We start from the raw sequence: 17397 nt of genomic DNA on the forward strand, positions 1-17397 counted from the left end.
TAATCCCCCGTCGCACGACCGCGACTCGGCCTGTACCCGCAAATACACCTGTCGGTTGCAGGCCGCGAAACAGAATGGAAACCAACCCACCGGCTCGTCGCGTTTACCGCGTTCTATAATGCTTGCGTTGCAACCTAAAAGAGGAACGTATGGCTCATAACGACAAACCCGAAAGCGCAAACGAGGCTCAGGATCATTCCCAGCCGCTCGACGACGGCGGCTTTTTCTCCCTGAACGACGTCATCATGGCAGGCAGGCATCAGCTCACCCGCTCCGAGCAGCTCTTGGCTGCCGACACGCGCCGCAACGCCCGCAACCTACTCGCGAGCGCCAAGTTGCTCGTACTCGTCGTCATCGTCTCGCTCGCCATGGGCGTCGCCGCTTGGGCGTTTTTGGCCTCGTTGAATATCGCCACCGACTATCGCGAACACCATGCGTGGATTTACGCACTGCTTCCCGTTGTGGGCGTTGCCACCGCATGGGTGTACAAAAACCACGGTCTTGCCGCCAAACGCGGTAACAACCTGGTCATCGACTCCGCTCTGGGCACACGCCTCATCCATATGCGCATGGCCGTCCTCACCTTCGTCTGCTCCACGCTCACGCACCTAACGGGCGGATCGGCCGGTCGCGAGGGAGCCGCGGTTCAGATTGGCGGCACCATCGCCAGCAACATCTCGAGCCTCGCCCACCTCAAAAAGCATGATCACCACGACCTCATGCTCGCCGGCATCTCGTCCGCTTTTGGCGCCGTATTCGGCTCGCCCCTCGCCGGCGCGTTCTTTGGCATGGAGATGTGCTTTATCGGCAAGATCGACTACACCGCAGGCATCTACTGCCTGGTTGCCTCGTTTACCGGCTACTTTACGTCGCTTGCCTTGGGAACCGAGTACGAGGCGAATGTTATCGCCAGCGTTCCCGCCATGACGCCCAAGACAGTCGTCATCGTTGTTATCAGCTCCATTATCTTCGGTCTGACGGCACGCCTCTTTGCCTGGTCGGTTCGAACCGTCAAGAGCCTGTACGGTCGCTTTATCACCAATTATCTTACTCGCGCACTCATAGGCGCACTCGTGGTTTTGGCCGCCTATGCCCTCCTCGACGCCTGGGACTACGCCGGCCTTTCCACGTGGCTTTCCGGCGCCGGATTTGCCGGCAACACCACCCTGGCGGACGCAGTCATCAAGTTGGTCGTCACAGCGCTCACCCTGGGCGCCGGCTTCCAAGGCGGCGAGGTCACGCCCCTGTTTGGTATCGGTGCGGCGCTCGGCGGCTGGATCGGTTGCCTCGTCGGAATCGATCCCAGCTTTCTGGCAGCGCTGGGCATGCTCGGCGTGTTCTGCGCCGGCCTTAACGTGCCCATCACCACCTGTATGATGGCCATCGACCTGTTCCACGGCACGGCAGCCGGGTTCTTTGTCATCGTGGCCTTTATCAGCTACCTAGCCGCCGGACACCGCGGCGTGTACCCCGCCCAGCGCATCATCTCGCCCAAGCGCCGTTCGCTTATTGTGGATGAGGGCGGTACGGTAGCGGATGCTATCGAGCGCCACAACGACCTGATAGAGTAGATGTAATAATCGCCGTGCAGCCACAATCAGGGGCAATTCGACCTGAGCGCGACCGCACTGCCATGTCACACGCCGGGAGTCGCCCCCATGCACGCAACTGATTTTGGCCGCACGCTCATCATCGCCAACCCAGCCGCCCAGTCGGGTGCGGCGCACGAAGTTGCCGAGCGCCTGCAACGCTTTTTGGACATGACTGCACGCGCATCCCAGTTTGACCTGGTGCTAACCGAGCGCATGGGACACGCCAAGGAGCTGGCCGCCCAGGCAACGGACTATCGCACCGTTATCGCACTCGGCGGCGACGGCGTGATCCACGAGGTCGTCAACGGGCTTATGACGCAAAAGGAGGACGCCCGCCCCGCTCTTGCCGTCCTGCCCGTGGGCTCCGGCAACGATTTTGCCCAAACGCTCGGCATCGACGATTTCTCCGGTAAGGATTTTGGCGCGCTGCTCACCTGCGAGCTGCAGCGTCAGGACATCGGGCGCATTCGCTTATGGAACCCCACAAGCGGCAGCGGCGAGGCTACCGTTGAGTACTACGACCAGACGCTTTCGGTCGGCATCGATGCCGCCATCGGCCTTGGCACCACCGAGCTACGCAAAAAGACGAGCCTCACCGGCGCGCCGCTCTACACTCTTTCGGGACTTGAGCAGTTTGGCCTACGCTATCGCAATTACCCCATGACAGTCAGCTTTGACGGGGCGCCCGCCGAGCGCGTAAGGGCGATCATCATGGCGATTCAGCTGGGTCCTACCTATGGCTCGGGCTATCGCATCTGTCCCGACGCCGACCCCTGTGACGGCATACTCGACGTCTGCTACGCCTGCGGCCCCGTCCCTCGCGCGGTTGCCCTGCCTATGTTTCTTTCGGCCAAGGACGGCCACCATACCAAGTTGCCGCCGGTTCGCATGCGCCGCTGCCACCATGTCGAGCTCACCTTTGAGGAGCCCAACTATCCCATCCAGGCCGACGGCGAGCCCATCGTCGCCTCGCGCATCGAGGTCGACATCCTTGCCGGCGCCCTCCACGTCTGGCACCCCACCCGCTAGCCCCACCTAAGTTGCGGTGAAATAGGGACTGTTTATGTAGCTAAAGCCGCAAAACAGTCCCTATTTCACCGCAACTTATTGATAAGATCATTCCTCCCCGCCCAGCTTGCGACGGTTGGCCTTTTTAATCGCATTGAAGTGTTTGTCGTTGAGCCTGCGCTGGCGCGACCGCTGTGGCACTTTGGTCTTGACGCGGCGGCGCGGCGGACGCCCGCGACGCTCAAGCTCAGCGCGCAGCTTACGTAGGCAGCTGCTACGGTTTTGGAACTGACTGCGGCTCTCGCGCGCCATCACGACAATCCCCGAAGGGATATGTTTCATGCGTACCGCCGAGTCCGTCGTGTTCACGCCCTGTCCGCCCGGACCCGTCGCGCGAAACACCTGCACCTCGCAATCGCGCGCCAACTCCTCGGCCGACATCTCGGCATAGCGCGCATACTCGCGCCATCCCATCTTATTCTCATCCATATCAACACCTCCCCTCATACAAAAAATGTGACAAAGGGACAGTCCCTTTGTCACATCGCATACCAATCGCTTGTGTTGCGCGCTTAGGCGAAGGTGATCTCGCCGTTCTCGCAGTCCATATCGGCGATACGTGCCAGGCTCTCAACGCGGAAGCCGCGCTTACGGAGCTTCTCGCCGCCGCCCTGGAAGCCCTTCTCCACGGCAATACCGATGCCGGCAACCTCGGCGCCCGCAGCCTCGCAGATCTTGATGAGACCCTCAAGCGCACAGCCGTTAGCCAAGAAGTCGTCGATGATCAGAACCTTGTCGCCCTCGGACAGGAAGCGCTTACCTACAATGACCGGGTACTCCTTCTGCTTGGTGAAGGAGTAGATGGTCGTGGCATACTGCTCGCCATCGAGGTTGATGGACTGCGCCTTCTTGGCAAAGACCACCGGCACGCCGCCAAAATGCTGAGCTGCGATGCAGGCCATGCCAATGCCCGAAGCCTCAATCGTCAGGATCTTGTTGATCTCGACACCCTCGAACAGACGGGCCCACTCGGCACCCATGTGGTCGAACAGCTCAACGTCGCACTGGTGGTTGAGGAAGGCATCAACCTTAAGGACGTTACCGGCCTTTACGATGCCGTCATGGCGAATACGATCCTCAAGCTCCTGCATGGCGCAACCCCTTCTCGCGGCACCGATACCGCGCGATTAATAAACGTTGTTCGATAGTCTACCACGGACCGACCCCCGCCCGCCCCACAAGCCGCATCGCACCACAAACCAGTCTTTTTGGGACGGCGCGAATCGTGGCAGACAGCCTCCCAACACGCTAATGGCGGGCGCGCATCCTCACCAAACGCACCATGGCAAGCGCAAAGCCCACAGCGGCCACAGCCATAAGTACGTAGAACACCGAGCGAAAGCCGAATAGGAATACATCCGGACGGCCTGCAACAAAACTGGTCACGGCCTCGCCCATCGCCACGCTCATCTGTCCATACAGGATATTCGACGCCACCGTAATGCCGAGTGCCATACCCGCATAACGCGCCAGGCTACCCAGACTACCCGCAAAGCCGAGTGCTTCGCGCGGAGCCGAGCCCATGTACAACGAGTTGTTAGGACTCTGGAAAACCGACGTACCGCACGACATAAACGCGACACAGCACACGATCACAGGGATAGAAGAGCGCTCGTCGAGCGTGCTTACCGCAAAGAGACCGCACACATACACGCCCAGGCCGACCGCCGTAGGGCCCTCGCAGCCAACACGGTCCGAAACCGTACCCGAAAGCGGCCCGATAAAGGCATTCACCATCGGCAGCGCCAAAAAGAGCAATCCGGAAATGTCGGAACCAAAGCCGTGGGCGTCCTGAAAATAGAACGGCAGAATAAACTCGGATGCGCCAATGCCAACGAACACGATGAGCATGCAGACAAGGTTGATGGTGAAGGCCGAATTTGCAAAGCAGCGACGAGCGGCCTCGATCAGGGACATGGGGCGCTCGCCGGCCTCCGGCTTAACATGCGGCAGCGTGTAGAGCCCCACGATAAACGAGATGACGCCAATGGGCAGGTTGATGAGAAAGATGCTCTCCCAGGGAAAGCTTGCCACCAGCATGCCGCCAAGCACGGGGCCACACATCATGCCGAGGGCCACAAAGGTCGCGAGAATACCCATGGCACGGCCTCGTTCGCGCGCCGGAAACGACTCGGTGATGATACCCATGTTGTTGGCCATGGCCGCCGCGCAACCGACGCCCTGCACAATGCGTGCCAGAATAAGAACTTCGAGCGAGGCCGAAAGGCCGCACAGCAGCGAACCAAGCGTAAAGACGATGACGCCCAGCTGAAACACATTCACCTTGCCGCGCACGTCGCCCAGACGGCCAAACGGCAACATAGCCACGCAAGTCGCAAGCAGATACACCGAGCTTACCAGCTGAATGCGATCGAGGCCCACGCCCAGCTCCTTTTGCATCACGGGCAGTGCCACGGTCACGACGGTCGAATCCAGACACACCATAAACGTCATGATGAGCACGGTAAACAGAATCGCCCACTTGTTCTTGCCATGGGTGTCGCCCTCTAGGGCAAGGTGCTCGCGGCGCAGCTGCTCTGCAGTTTTCTCCATATCCATCCTTTCGAGTAGCCCAACGCAAAAAACGGGGCCCCAATCGCCTGCAAACAGCCGCGATTGGGGTCCCGCCTACGGAATCGGAACGAAAGGTCGCCGAAGCTTTCTGCCAGCATCGGCGCCTTATGCGAACGCTAGCCTAGCACTGCTCGAGCGCCTGCTCAAGGTCGGCAATCAGATCGGCCGTGTCCTCGAGGCCGCACGACAGGCGCACCATGTCGGCGGAGATACCGCAGGCGATGAGTTCCTCGTCGTTCATCTGGCGATGCGTAGCGTTAGCAGGATGCAGGCAGCAAGTGCGGGCGTCGGCAACGTGCGTGGCGATCTGGGCGAGCTTGAGGCTCTTCATAAAGGTCTCGGCCGCCGCGCGACCACCGTTAAAGCCAAAGCTCACAACGCCGCAGGTACCGTTGGGCATGTACTTCTGAGCCAGGTCATAGTACTTATCGCCCTCCAGGCCCGGATAGCTCACGAAGCGCACCTTGGGATGGCTCTGCAGGAACTTGGCAACGGCCAGGCCGTTCTCGCAATGACGCGGCATGCGCACATGCAGGCTCTCGAGCGAGCTGTTCAGGAAGAAGGCCGCCTGCGGATTCTGCATAGGACCAAGATCGCGCATGAGCTGAGCGGTTGCCTTGGTAATGAAGGCACCCTCGCGACCAAACTTCTCGACATAGGTCACGCCGTGGTAGCTCTCGTCGGGCGTGGTGAGACCCGGGAACTTGTCCGCATGAGCCATCCAGTCAAACTGACCGTGGTCGACGATCACGCCGCCCAGGTAGGCAGCATGTCCATCCATGTACTTGGTGGTGGAGTGCGTAACGATATCGGCGCCCCACTCAAAGGGACGGCACATCACGGGCGTCGGGAAGGTGTTGTCGACCATCAGCGGCACGCCGTGGTCATGTGCGGCCTTGGCAAAGCGCTCAATATCGAGCACAGCAAGGGCGGGGTTGGCGATCGTCTCGCCAAAGACGAGCTTGGTATTGGGCTCAAAGGCTGCCTCGAGCTCCTCATCGGTGCAGTCGGGGGCGACGAACGTGCAGGTCACGCCCATGCGGCCCATGGTATGGGCGAGCAGGTTATACGTACCGCCGTAAATGGCAGAGCTAGCGACCACATGATCGCCGGCACCGGCCACGTTAAAGATCGCGAGGAAGTTCGCAGCCATGCCCGAGCTCGTGAGCATCGCGGCGGTGCCCCCCTCCATCTCGCAGATCTTGGCGGCAACCAGATCGCACGTGGGGTTCTGCAGGCGGCTGTAGAAGTAGCCCGACTCCTCCAGGTCAAACAGCTTACCCATATGCTCCGACGTGTCGTACTTCCACGTGGTGGACTGGTAGATGGGCACCTGGCGCGGCTCGGCATCTCCCGGGTGATAGCCGCCCTGAACACATGTGGTACCGATGGTCTGCTCGCTCATATCTAGCTCCCTTGCCTGGGTTACGTTTTATTCGGTTCACGATACCGCTACCCCGCACCCCTCTCAACCCATCCCCAAGGTAGGTTATGTGACAAATTGATCAGGGGTATTTTTCTCAAGCCTTGGGCATTTGCTCGATAGACAAAAACGAGGCATACATGAAGCTCTCGATGATTACATGCCCCGTCACGGGTACCATAGGCGGGTACACCGTGACCAAGGAGACAACGATGAAGCAAATCGATACGGCCCAGCTCGACATCACCGCCTGTCAGGCTCAAGCTGCCGAATATCACGCCCGTGGCTTTAACTGCGCCCAGGCCGTCGCCTGCACGCTCGCGCCCGCCGTCGGGCTCGACCCCCAGGTCGCCTTTACCCTCACCGAGGGCTTTGGCGCCGGCATGGGCGGCATGACCGAAACCTGCGGCGCCATCTCGGGCGCCGTGGCCATCATGGGCTTTGTAATGAGCGACGGCATGGAAAACCCCAAGACCAAGGGCCAGACCTACAAGCTGTCGCGCGAAATCGCCAAGCGTTTTGGCGAGAAGAACACAACGACCGTCTGCGGCACGCTCAAGGGCATCGGATCGGATAAGGGTCCGCTCCGCAGCTGCCCCGGCTGCATCGACGATGCCGTCGAGATTGCCTGCGATGTGCTAAAGCAGATCGCCGAGTAAACGGCAGCAACAGAAAAACGACGGCCGGCGCGCTTGGAATCCATCCAAAAGCACGCCGGCCGTCGCCGTTAGAACTCGGCAAACTCGGGAGCGCCGACCTCAATCTCCTCACGCCCCGCCATAAGCTCGCGTATCTTAGCGCAAAACGGCTCCTGCTCCCCCGCCTTAAACACCAAATGAAGTGTCACGGCGTCCGCGTAATCGGTATCCGAAACCTTGGCACCCGAATCCTGCGCCAAGCGAAGCACCTGCTCGTACTGCGGATAGGCCACATGCACGTCAACCGGCACGACGCTTGTCATCTCAACGATCTGCCCGGCCTCCTGAGCCGCGGCCACCGCCGCCTGCGTCGCAGCGGTATAGGCGCGCACCAAGCCACCAGGCCCCAACAGCGTGCCACCAAAATAGCGCGTCACTACGCAGCAAACATTTTTGAGCCCCGCACCGCGAAGCACCTCGAGCGTCGGCATGCCGCTCGTTCGACTCGGCTCACCATCATCGCTCTGGCGCTCGCGTCCATCGACCAAAATCCACGCGGGAACATTGTGTCGAGCATCGTAATGACGCTTGCGAACCATCTCGATAAAGGCATTCGCCTCATCCTCGGACTCAATATGGACCAGCTGGGCAATAAACCGGCTCTTGCGGTCCACAAACTCGCCCGAAGCCTCAATATTTGATTGCAGAGTAAAATAGCTGTCCAACAAAGCCCCTCAACAACAAGCAAAGCAACAAACAGCCTCAATAATACGGCAAAGACCGTATCGATTGTCAGGGTAACAAAAATGCCAAGTGGGCCTATAAGCCGGGTTCTGTCGTGAACGGTCATTTATCTTGTCTGCACGTTACCGTGCAGCTCCACGCACGCTACCCGAACGCGGACCGGGCCGGCCCATAGCGTTCCTATTCGCGCTTGCTCCGGATGGGGCTTGCCAAGCCGCCGTGTTGCCACGACGCTGGTGGTCTCTTACACCACCGTTTCAGCTTTTCCCTTTACGCCTTGCGGCGCAGGTGGGAGTCTTCTTTTCTGCGGCGCTTTCCGTCGGATCACTCCGCCCGGCCGTTAGCCGGCATCCCGCCCTCTGGAGCCCGGACTTTCCTCACGCGTACTGCAAACAGCACATCGCGCGACCGTCTGGCCCACTCAGCAGTGCAAGAGTGTAGCACACCGTTGCCGCAGGCAATGGCACAACACAAGCGTTCGACACGATAAACCAAGAACCACGCCATGCAGTACAATAGGGTTGTCGATGGGCAATGTCGTCAGTCGAGACGCGACCGCGCTCCGCACCCCTCCGTCTATTCGGTGCGTTCCCGCCTCCTCCCCGAGGCGGGATGTCGGCATTTTTTCATTCACCGACAACCCAATAGCCTGTGGACAGCCCGGGTAGCATCGCGTGCATCAGCAGCGAAAGCAAAAAGGGACCCGTCCATTGCGGACGGATCCCTTAAAACAAGTGATCGTCAAACCGATTTACTCGGCGTCGGTCTCCTCGTCCTTCTTCTCGGAAGGAAGCGGGGTAACCTCGATCTCGACGCCCAGAGTCTCAGCAGCGGACTTCATGGACAGAGAGATACGACGACGGTCGAGATCTATCTCCATGACCTTGACCTGAACCTTGTCGCCCACGTGGGTGACCTGAGAAGGCTGGTCGACGTGCTTGTTGGCCATCTCGGAGATGTGCACCAGGCCCTCGATGCCCTCGCCCAGGTCGACGAAAGCGCCAAACGGGACAAGCTTGGTCACAGTGCCCTCGACGATAGCGCCGACGGGGTACTTCTTGACCAGTGCGCGCCACGGATCCTCGGTGGTCTGCTTGAGACCCAGGGAGATGCGCTCGCGGTTGAGATCGACGTCGAGAACCTCGACCTCGACCTCCTGGCCGACCTTGACAACCTCGGAAGGATGGTTGACGTGGTTCCAGGAGAGCTCGGAGATGTGGATGAGGCCGTCGATACCGCCGAGGTCGACGAAGGCGCCGAAGTCGACGATGGAGGAAACGGTGCCCTGGAGACGCATACCAGACTTGAGCTTGGACAGGATCTCGGAGCGCTCGGCCTTACGGGACTCCTCGAGCACGACGCGACGGGAGAGGACGACGTTGTTGCGGTTACGGTCCATCTCGATGACGCGGGCCTCGATGCGGGTGCCCATGTAAGAGGTGAGGTCCTTGACGCGACGGAGGTCGACGAGGGAAGCAGGCAGGAAGCCACGCAGGCCGATGTCGAGGATCAGGCCGCCCTTGACAACCTCGATAACCTCGCCCTCGACGTTCTCGCCGGAGTTGAACTTCTCCTCGATGCGGTTCCAAGCACGCTCGTACTCGGCACGCTTCTTGGACAGGACCAGACGACCGTCCTTGTCCTCCTTCTGGAGAACCAGAGCCTCGATGGGATCACCGAGTGCAACGATGTCTGCAGGGTTAGCGTCCTTGCGGATGGACAGCTCGCGGACCGGGATAACGCCCTCGGACTTGAATCCGATGTCAACGAGCACCTCGTCATGCTCGATCTTAACGACAGTGCCGTTAACGAGATCGCCCTCATCAAAGTCGGTAATCGTACCGTCGATGAGGTTGTTCATCTCCTCCTCGTTGACATCGTCAAGAGAGAAAATGGACGAGTTCTGAATCTCACTCAAAGGTGGACCCCTTTCGAACTACGGGGCCCCGATTGCTAGGACCTACAGAAGGGTGCGACAAGCACACAACGTTTAGGAACACTCGGGAGCCGACAGATACTAATGTGACGCTTATGCAATCACGTTCGTATAGGTTACGGGGAAATGAGTTCGATTTCAAGCGTGAACTGCGTTTTTTTACTCGTGTGGAGACTTTTTCGTAATCTTATGAACACACGTCTCCGCAACTTGACGATAACCAGCCAGGCATTCGGCTTTGGGGTAAAGTATCCGGAGCCAACGATTCTAGATCGATTTTTCGAGAAAGGTGCCCGCGTGCTCAAAGCAGTCGTTTTCGATATGGACGAGACGCTTCTCAGCATCAACCTCAACGCGTTCATCCTTCGCTATTTTAAGGATGTCTCTTCGATGCTCGCGGATATCGGGCGCCGCAGCCGCGGTGGCACGATGGCACGCCTCAGCACCATCCTAGTCGACCTCAACGCCAATCGCCGCAGCGGCACGGACAACCGCACCAATCTTGAGTTTTACCAAGAAGAGGTCGAGCGCCGATGCGGGATCCGCCTCTCCGATCCCCTCATCTACGAGGCGTTTACCTACTATGATCGCGAAGTTCTTCCGTACAAGAACGACGATGTCATTAATGCCCACGCCATGCCGGGCGCACACGCCGCGCTCCAGGCCGTACAGGACGCAGGGCTGCGTTGCGCGCTCTTTACCAACCCCAGCTTTCCCCAGGGGGCTATCGAGTGCCGCATGGGTTGGGGCGACCTGGCCGACGCTCCCTTTGAGCTCGTCACGCACATGGGAAACACCACCCGCTGCAAGCCCGATGCCACCTACTATCTAGAGCAGCTTCAGGTGATGGGGCTCGAGCCGCACGAGGTCCTTATGGTGGGCAACGATCCCAAACGCGACTTCCCGTCCCCCGATTGCGGCATCCAAACCGCCTTTGTGGGCCAAGGCAAGCCCAGCCGAGCCACCTGGCGCGGAACCATGGAAGACTTCGCCCGCGACTTTAACGCCGTAGTAGAAGCCTTCTACGAACACCAAATTGCCAACGAACTGTCTTAACAGACCTGGGTTTTGCCGATCATGATGTTGAGGATCTCGATGTCGGTGTCCTTCATGCCCACGCGGCCTACGTAGCCCATGCTGGCGATCGTCTGCTCAACGGTATCTTGGATCAGACCCTCGCCGGCGCGGAAGCCGCGACCCTGCATGGCCATATCATGGCCCAGAATCGCCGCATCGACGGCAGCCGAGATCTTGGCGGCACAGCTCGCCTTGGCGCCGTCGCACACGATGCCGCCCACGTTACCGAGCGTATTCGAGACCGTCGCGCCAATCTGCTCGCGCGTGCCACCGCACAGCCAGGTAATCGCGGCGCCGGCGCCGCACGCGGCGCAAATAGCACCGCAAAACGCCGAGAGCGCACCAATATAGCTCTTGATATGCACGGCGATAAGATCGGACAGCATCACGGCGCGCACCAGGCGCTCGTGGTCGCAGCGCAGGTACTCGGCATACTCCATGACGGGCAATGCGCAAGTAATGCCCTGATTGCCCGAGCCGCACACAATGGCGACCGGCAGCGCGCAGCCGTTCATGCGGGCGTCGGACCCGGCGGCCGCACGGGCACGGGCACGGCAGGCGACGTCATCGGCACGAGCACCTAGCAGCGTACGACCCACCTCGGCGCCCCAAGCGTGCGCAAGGCCCTCGGCACTGATTGCGCCATTCAGCTCAATCTGACGCTCAACGGCAGCGCGGGCGTCCTCAATGTCACCGTCCTCGATAAAGTCGATGATGGACTCGATGCTCATAGGGGTATCGGCGTTATCTGCCGCACGCTCGGCCACCACGCGCTCGGCGCAGGCGGCACACTCCCCCGCCGACTTGCCGCACACCGGAATACCATCGAGCGTATGGCACGTGACATTAGTGTGGTGATCGGTAATCTCGACGACCGCGGTATGGCCCCCGGCCGTCGCAGTCACCTTGATGTAGAGGTTGGGCACACCTTCGACAAGCGACACATCGCAGTAGCCGGCGTCGGCGAGGAGCTCGGCCACGCGAGCGCGGTCTTCATCGTTAACGCTCTCGAGCACCTCGAGCGCGCTCTTAGCGTCGCCGCCCACGGCACCCAGCACGGCCGCGGCCTCAATACCGTGCATACCGCCCGAGTTGGGCACGGTCACGCTCTTGACGTTCTTGATGATGTTGCCCGAGCATGCAACATCCATATGATCGGGTTCGCAACCGAGCGTCTGACTCGCCAGCGCCGCTGCATAGGCAACGGCAATGGGCTCGGTGCAGCCGAGTGCACAGACAAGCTCGCGGTTCAAAACATCGCAAAACGCGGCATCACGGATGGAATCGGTAGGCATAGGTATCTCCTGCTTGCATAACGGGCTAGGCTCTCAAAAAATGTTAGCTCCTTTATTTGATAACAATGCATCAAAAACCGCAACCATGGTTCCGGCGGACGGCGCTCAAGCACAAACTGACAGCATTCATTCATGAGCAGCCGGTCTTGTTGCATGCTAAAGCGTTTGACCAAAAAACGCCCGAGCGTTTACGCAAAAGTCGCGCTATCATGCAGTCGAACGCGGTAAACACCTTTAGCATTTGCGCCGCACAGACCAGAGAGGAACCATCCATGAAGATCGGTATCGGTAACGACCACGCCGCCGTCGAGCTCAAGAACATCATCTCCGAGCACCTGAAGGAGCGCGGCTGCGAGGTCGTGAACTTTGGCACCGACACCTCCGAGAGCTTTGACTACCCCATCGCCGGCTACAAGGTGGGTAAGGCCGTTGCCAACGGCGACGTCGACCTGGGCATCCTCATCTGTGGCACCGGTGTCGGGATTAGCCTGGCTGCCAACAAGGTCGAGGGCGTACGCGCCGTCGTGTGCTCCGAGCCCTTCAGCGCCAAGCTCTCCCGCATGCACAACAATACCAACGTGCTCGCCTTTGGCGCCCGCGTCGTGGGCTCCGAGCTCGCCAAGATGATTGTCGACGAGTGGCTCGACGCCGAGTTTGAGGGCGGTCGTCACGAGCGTCGCGTTAACCTCCTCAACGAGATCGACCACACGCGCGGCCTCAAGGTCGTCGACGAGGCCTAAACATCTCAGTGCCACAAGCTAACAGCAGGGGCCCGCTCGGAACTCATGACCGAACGGGCCCCTTCATAGATTTTGGAATAAAAGGGCGCCGCGGATGGAGTTCCGCGGCGCCCAAGCCACACGCTAACAGCTTTAAGGAGTCAAAGCTGGTTTAGCCAAAGAAGCGCTTGATCTCGATCTCGGCGTTCTCCAGGCAGTCGGAGCCGTGGATCACGTTGGCGTTGACATCGACAGCGAAGTCGCCGCGGATGGTACCAGGAGCAGCGTCAAGCGGATTAGTAGCGCCCATGAGGGTGCGCATCTTAGCAACAGCGGAGAGACCGGAAACGACCATCTTGACGACCGGACCGCTCGTCATAAAGTCACAGAGACCGCCAAAGAAGGGCTTGTCGGCCAGATGGGCGTAGTGCTCCTCGACGGTAGCGCGCTCGAGCGTGGTCATCTCCATGCGCTCGATGACAAGGCCGCTGCGCTCGATGCGAGCAACAATCTCGCCGATCTTGCGGTCGCGCACGGCGTCGGGCTTAATCATGATGAAGGTCTTCTCGATAGCCATAAGGTAGCCTTTCAAGTAGGTTCGCGCGTGCCCAAGTCCCATTCCGGCACCCGCCTGGACTGCATCGTAACAGAGTTTTAGCTGCAGTTAAACAAAAAGCTGTTTATTGAAACGTTGCAATTTATTGAAGCGTTCCATATGTGTCACTTCTGTTTCGAAGCTCGATTAGAGTACCATCCGACTGCCCATCAACCGCATCGAGCAGAGCAGACGGTCGGTTGCCGCCCGCGAACGTACCCCCTTCACAACCTGCCCAAAGGTCCTACAGAACTTCTCGACAAGCCCCTCCCCCATAGCAACAAAATACGGACGCTCACATCAGCAGACGTCCGTAAAGCAAAAAATGATTCCTCAATAAATGGCAAAAACGGCTTCGGCCAAACCCTTACTTTATCCCGAGGCCCATCTCGACGACCTTGGTCAGCGATCCAAACACGCCTTCGTCGGCCACGAGCTGTGCCACGGCACGCTGCAGCTGCACGGCAACGGCGGCAGGGGCGGTACCGCCCTCGGTCGTGCGTGCAGCGACAATCGACGGGATGTCGAGCGCCTCGGTAATGTCGTGCTCAAAGAGCGAGCTTGCCTCCTGGAACACCTCAAACGGCAGGTCCTCAAGATTGCAGCCGCGCTTCTCACACATCAGGACCAGATGGCCCACCACGGCATGTGCCTCGCGGAACGGCAGACCACGCTTAGCCAGGTAATCGGCAACATCGGTGGCAGCAAGATGCCCCACGCCGCACTCGCGCGCCATGGCACCCTCGTTGACAGTCCAAGTCGAAATCATACCGGCCATAACCGATAGGCATTGCATGAGTGTGTGAGCGGTATCGAGCGCACCCTCCTTGTCCTCCTGCAAGTCCTTGTTATAAGCAAGCGGCAGGCCCTTCATGGTCACGAGCAGCTGCACCAGGTTGCCATACACACGGCCGCTCTTGCCGCGGATAAGCTCGGCAAAGTCGGGATTCTTCTTCTGCGGCATGATGGACGAGCCGGTGGAGTACGAGTCGGAAAGCGTGATAAAGCCAAATTCGGAGCTCGACCACAGCACAATCTCCTCGGAAAGACGCGACAGGTGCATCGCCATGACGGAGCCGGCGTAATGCAGATCGAGCAGGAAATCACGGTCGGAAACCGCATCGAGCGAGTTGGGAATCACGCCCGCAAAGCCAAGTTCGGCAGCCGTCATCTGGCGATCGAGCGGATAGCTCGTACCGGCAAGCGCGGCAGCACCCAGCGGACAGTTGTCGGCGGCATCAAAGGCGGCCTTCAAGCGTGTAAAGTCGCGCGCGAACATCCAGGAATACGCCAGCAGATGATGCGACAGCAGCACGGGCTGAGCGTGCTGCATATGCGTGTAACCCGGCAGAATCACCTTGTCGTACTTCTTAGCCGCATCCACCAGCACATGGCGCAGCTCAAGATTGGCCTCCATGAGCTCCTTGGCCAGTGCCTTGACGCCCAGGCGCGTGTCGGTCGCCACCTGGTCGTTGCGCGAACGTCCGGTATGCAAGCGCTTACCGGCCTCGCCGATGCGACGCGTCAGCTCGCTCTCGATGGACATATGGATGTCCTCGTCGTTGATATCGAAGGTAAAGTTGCCGGCATCGATATCCTGTTCGATTCCGGTCAGGCCCTCGGCAATCGCCTGCTCGTCCTCGGCACTGATGATGCCTTGGGCGGCCAGCATCTTGGCATGTGCCTTAGAGCCGGCGATATCCTGCTTATAGAGATGTTTGTCGACCGGCAGCGACGCGCCAAACTCCTGCGTAACCTCGGCCACGCCCGCCTCAAAACGACCGCCCCAAAGAGCCATGGGATCGTCCCCTTTCATCAAATACCAAACGAAGCGCCCAAAGCAATGTGCCCTGTCGCTAAAGCGATTTACCAACCGCTAGTTTTGCACATTCCCCACTGCATGCGGGGCCATGTAGCTAATTTGCAAAGAAGTGACGCACCATGCACTTGGCACCCAACGTCTCCCTCCGGATGTTGCCCTGCGAACCGTCAATCCAAGCCTTCAGGCTCATAGGGACGTCCTCGACCTTTGCAGCATCGAGCTCGGGCGCGAGGGCAAGTAAAGCATGCGCGATGACATTGAACATATTGGATACTCCTCATATATATAGGCGCAAGGCCGACAAATTGATAGAAAGAGCCCCGCCGGACAACCCCGGCGGGGCTCGGACTCAGCCGCAAGCGCGGCGTCATATATGCGGGCGGAACGTAGGGGCCACCGATGTTAAGAAGTGTCAGCAAGCATAACGAAAGGTAGGGGCCCCGTGCGCCCGTTTTGTATCACGCGGATGGGCCGCGCGGATACCAAGGGAAGGAAAAGCCTTAGGCCTGGGCGGCAGCAGAGCTGGGACCCTGGACCTTTGCCCACGTCTTGAGCGACAGCGTATCGATCTCGATAAAACCGGCGCTGGCCTTTTCGTCAAACGTGGTGTCGCGGTCGTAGGTAGCCAGACCGTAGTCGTAGAGGCTGAAGGGGCTCTTGCGGCCGACGACATGGCAGTTGCCCTTAAAGAACTTCAGGCGGACGGTGCCGGTCACGAACTTCTGGGTGTCGGCCATAAAGGCGTCGAGCGCGTTCTTGAGCGGGCTGTACCACTGGCCGTTATACACGGCGGTGGCCCAATCCTGCTCGAGCTTGATCTTGGTCTTGAGCAAGTCGCCCTCGACGCAGATGTCCTCGAGCGCCTTGTGGGCGGTGATGAGCGTCAGGGCGCCGGGAACCTCGTAGCACTCGCGGCTCTTAAGGCCCACCAGGCGATCCTCGACCAGATCGAGACGACCAAAGCCATTGTCGCCGGAGATCTTGTTGAGGGCGATGACGATCTCGGAGAGCTTCATCTTCTTGCCGTCGACGGCGACGGGCTTGCCGGCCTCAAACTCAATCTCGGTGTAGGTCGGGGTGTCCGGCGTGTCCTCGGGGTTCTTGGTCATAACCCAGGCGTCGTCGAGCGGCTCGTTCCAGGGATCCTCCAGGTGGCCGCACTCAATGGCACGACCCCACAGGTTGTCGTCGATGGAGTAGGGGTTGTCGTTGGCGCCCTCGGGAACCGGCACGTTGTGGGCGTGAGCATAGGCGACCTCGTCGGGACGGCACTTCAGGTCCCACTCGCGAACCGGGGCGATAACCTTGAGCTCGGGGTCGAGGGCCTTGACGGCGGCCTCAAAACGGACCTGGTCGTTACCCTTGCCGGTGCAGCCGTGGGCGACGTAGGTCGCGCCAAACTCGTGGGCGACCTCGACAAGCTTCTTGGCAAGCAGCGGACGGGAAAGAGCGGAGAGCAGCGGATACTTGTTCTCGTACATAGAGTTGGCGGCGATGGCTTTGGTCAGGAACTCATCGGAGAACTCGTCGCGCAGGTCGAGCACCTGGCAATCGAGAACGCCCAGGTCGAGCGCCTTCTGCTTCTTGGCATCCAGTCCGGTCTCTTCCTGGCCCACGTTGCCGCAGACACAAACGACATCGAGATTCTTCTCGTCCTGGAGCCACTTGACACATACGGATGTATCAAGACCACCGGAATATGCGAGAACGACTTTTTCCTTGCTCATGGCTGTTTCCTTTCGCCCTTGGTAGCTAGTTAGAACATCGGTCAGTTGCAAGTCACTTCAAGGTCATATACCGTGCAATATCAGGTTAAATAGCAAAAATCAGCACATACATGCCCTAGAAACATGCAGCAATGTCGTGCTAAAACCCAACGACCTCAAAATGACTCTGTTGAGGCAATTCGCCCCA

At 59.5% G+C, this 17397-nt stretch carries 16 protein-coding genes and 1 other RNA gene; 5 read left to right on the forward strand and 12 right to left on the reverse strand.

The window, feature by feature from the left end; genetic code table 11:
• Positions 1-149 precede the first annotated feature (149 nt).
• Entirely contained in the window at positions 150-1571 is a 1422-nt protein-coding gene (locus ACESUZ_RS03735; protein WP_373198565.1) for a chloride channel protein, read from the forward strand.
• An 87-nt stretch (positions 1572-1658) separates the two neighbouring features.
• On the forward strand, positions 1659-2621 hold the full coding sequence (locus ACESUZ_RS03740) for a diacylglycerol/lipid kinase family protein (protein WP_373198567.1): 963 nt from the start codon (positions 1659-1661) through the stop codon (positions 2619-2621).
• A gap of 87 nt (positions 2622-2708) precedes the next feature.
• Here ACESUZ_RS03740 and ACESUZ_RS03745 read toward each other — a convergent pair whose 3' ends face one another.
• From ACESUZ_RS03745 to ACESUZ_RS03760, 4 genes are all read right to left on the reverse strand, one after another.
• Positions 2709-3089 carry a peptide chain release factor family protein gene (locus ACESUZ_RS03745; RefSeq protein WP_187359580.1) on the reverse strand — a complete coding sequence of 127 codons (381 nt, stop codon included), beginning with the start codon at positions 3087-3089 and terminating at the stop codon, positions 2709-2711.
• 83 nt (positions 3090-3172) lie between these two features.
• A complete protein-coding gene (locus ACESUZ_RS03750; protein ID WP_373198569.1) occupies positions 3173-3751 on the reverse strand; it encodes a xanthine phosphoribosyltransferase in 579 nt (192 codons plus the stop codon).
• Between the two features lie 157 nt (positions 3752-3908).
• Complete coding sequence (locus ACESUZ_RS03755; RefSeq protein WP_373198571.1) at positions 3909-5213, reverse strand: MFS transporter; 1305 nt, start codon at positions 5211-5213, stop codon at positions 3909-3911.
• Between the two features lie 142 nt (positions 5214-5355).
• Positions 5356-6639, reverse strand: coding sequence for an O-acetylhomoserine aminocarboxypropyltransferase/cysteine synthase family protein (locus tag ACESUZ_RS03760; protein ID WP_373198572.1), 1284 nt, complete (start codon positions 6637-6639; stop codon positions 5356-5358).
• 230 nt (positions 6640-6869) lie between these two features.
• Here ACESUZ_RS03760 and ACESUZ_RS03765 point away from each other — a divergent pair, with 230 nt between their 5' ends.
• Positions 6870-7316, forward strand: coding sequence for a C-GCAxxG-C-C family protein (locus ACESUZ_RS03765; protein ID WP_373198574.1), 447 nt, complete (start codon positions 6870-6872; stop codon positions 7314-7316).
• A gap of 68 nt (positions 7317-7384) precedes the next feature.
• On the opposite strand, the gene ACESUZ_RS03770 is transcribed toward ACESUZ_RS03765, so the two are convergent.
• From ACESUZ_RS03770 to rpsA, 3 genes are all read right to left on the reverse strand, one after another.
• A complete protein-coding gene (locus ACESUZ_RS03770; protein WP_373198576.1) occupies positions 7385-8023 on the reverse strand; it encodes a YigZ family protein in 639 nt (212 codons plus the stop codon).
• A 78-nt stretch (positions 8024-8101) separates the two neighbouring features.
• Positions 8102-8463: RNase P RNA component class A (rnpB, locus tag ACESUZ_RS03775), an RNA gene on the reverse strand.
• A gap of 327 nt (positions 8464-8790) precedes the next feature.
• A complete protein-coding gene (gene rpsA / locus ACESUZ_RS03780; protein ID WP_022095232.1) occupies positions 8791-9957 on the reverse strand; it encodes a 30S ribosomal protein S1 in 1167 nt (388 codons plus the stop codon).
• A gap of 315 nt (positions 9958-10272) precedes the next feature.
• Between rpsA and ACESUZ_RS03785 the strand changes: the two genes are divergently transcribed.
• Positions 10273-11031, forward strand: a complete 759-nt coding sequence (locus tag ACESUZ_RS03785; RefSeq protein ID WP_373198578.1) for an HAD family hydrolase — start codon at positions 10273-10275, stop codon at positions 11029-11031.
• Here ACESUZ_RS03785 and ACESUZ_RS03790 read toward each other — a convergent pair.
• Positions 11028-12347: an L-cysteine desulfidase family protein gene (locus ACESUZ_RS03790; RefSeq protein WP_373198580.1), complete on the reverse strand. Its 1320-nt coding sequence runs from the start codon at positions 12345-12347 to the stop codon at positions 11028-11030. The genes ACESUZ_RS03785 and ACESUZ_RS03790 overlap by 4 nt on opposite strands.
• 272 nt (positions 12348-12619) lie before the next feature.
• Between ACESUZ_RS03790 and rpiB the strand changes: the two genes are divergently transcribed.
• A complete protein-coding gene (gene rpiB / locus ACESUZ_RS03795) occupies positions 12620-13087 on the forward strand; it encodes a ribose 5-phosphate isomerase B (protein WP_006234151.1) in 468 nt (155 codons plus the stop codon).
• Positions 13088-13238: 151 nt separating this feature from the next.
• Here rpiB and ndk read toward each other — a convergent pair whose 3' ends face one another.
• The 4 genes from ndk to ACESUZ_RS03815 form a co-directional block, all read right to left on the reverse strand.
• Positions 13239-13643, reverse strand: coding sequence for a nucleoside-diphosphate kinase (gene ndk / locus ACESUZ_RS03800; protein WP_006234152.1), 405 nt, complete (start codon positions 13641-13643; stop codon positions 13239-13241).
• A gap of 385 nt (positions 13644-14028) precedes the next feature.
• Complete coding sequence (argH, locus tag ACESUZ_RS03805) at positions 14029-15459, reverse strand: argininosuccinate lyase (protein WP_373198583.1); 1431 nt, start codon at positions 15457-15459, stop codon at positions 14029-14031.
• Between the two features lie 118 nt (positions 15460-15577).
• Entirely contained in the window at positions 15578-15748 is a 171-nt protein-coding gene (locus ACESUZ_RS03810; protein ID WP_271738655.1) for a hypothetical protein, read from the reverse strand.
• Between the two features lie 235 nt (positions 15749-15983).
• Complete coding sequence (locus ACESUZ_RS03815; protein ID WP_035138001.1) at positions 15984-17210, reverse strand: argininosuccinate synthase; 1227 nt, start codon at positions 17208-17210, stop codon at positions 15984-15986.
• Between the last annotated feature and the right edge of the window lie 187 nt (positions 17211-17397).

Origin of the sequence: Collinsella aerofaciens ATCC 25986, from assembly GCF_964239575.1 — a bacterium.
GTDB lineage: Bacteria > Actinomycetota > Coriobacteriia > Coriobacteriales > Coriobacteriaceae > Collinsella > Collinsella aerofaciens_BQ.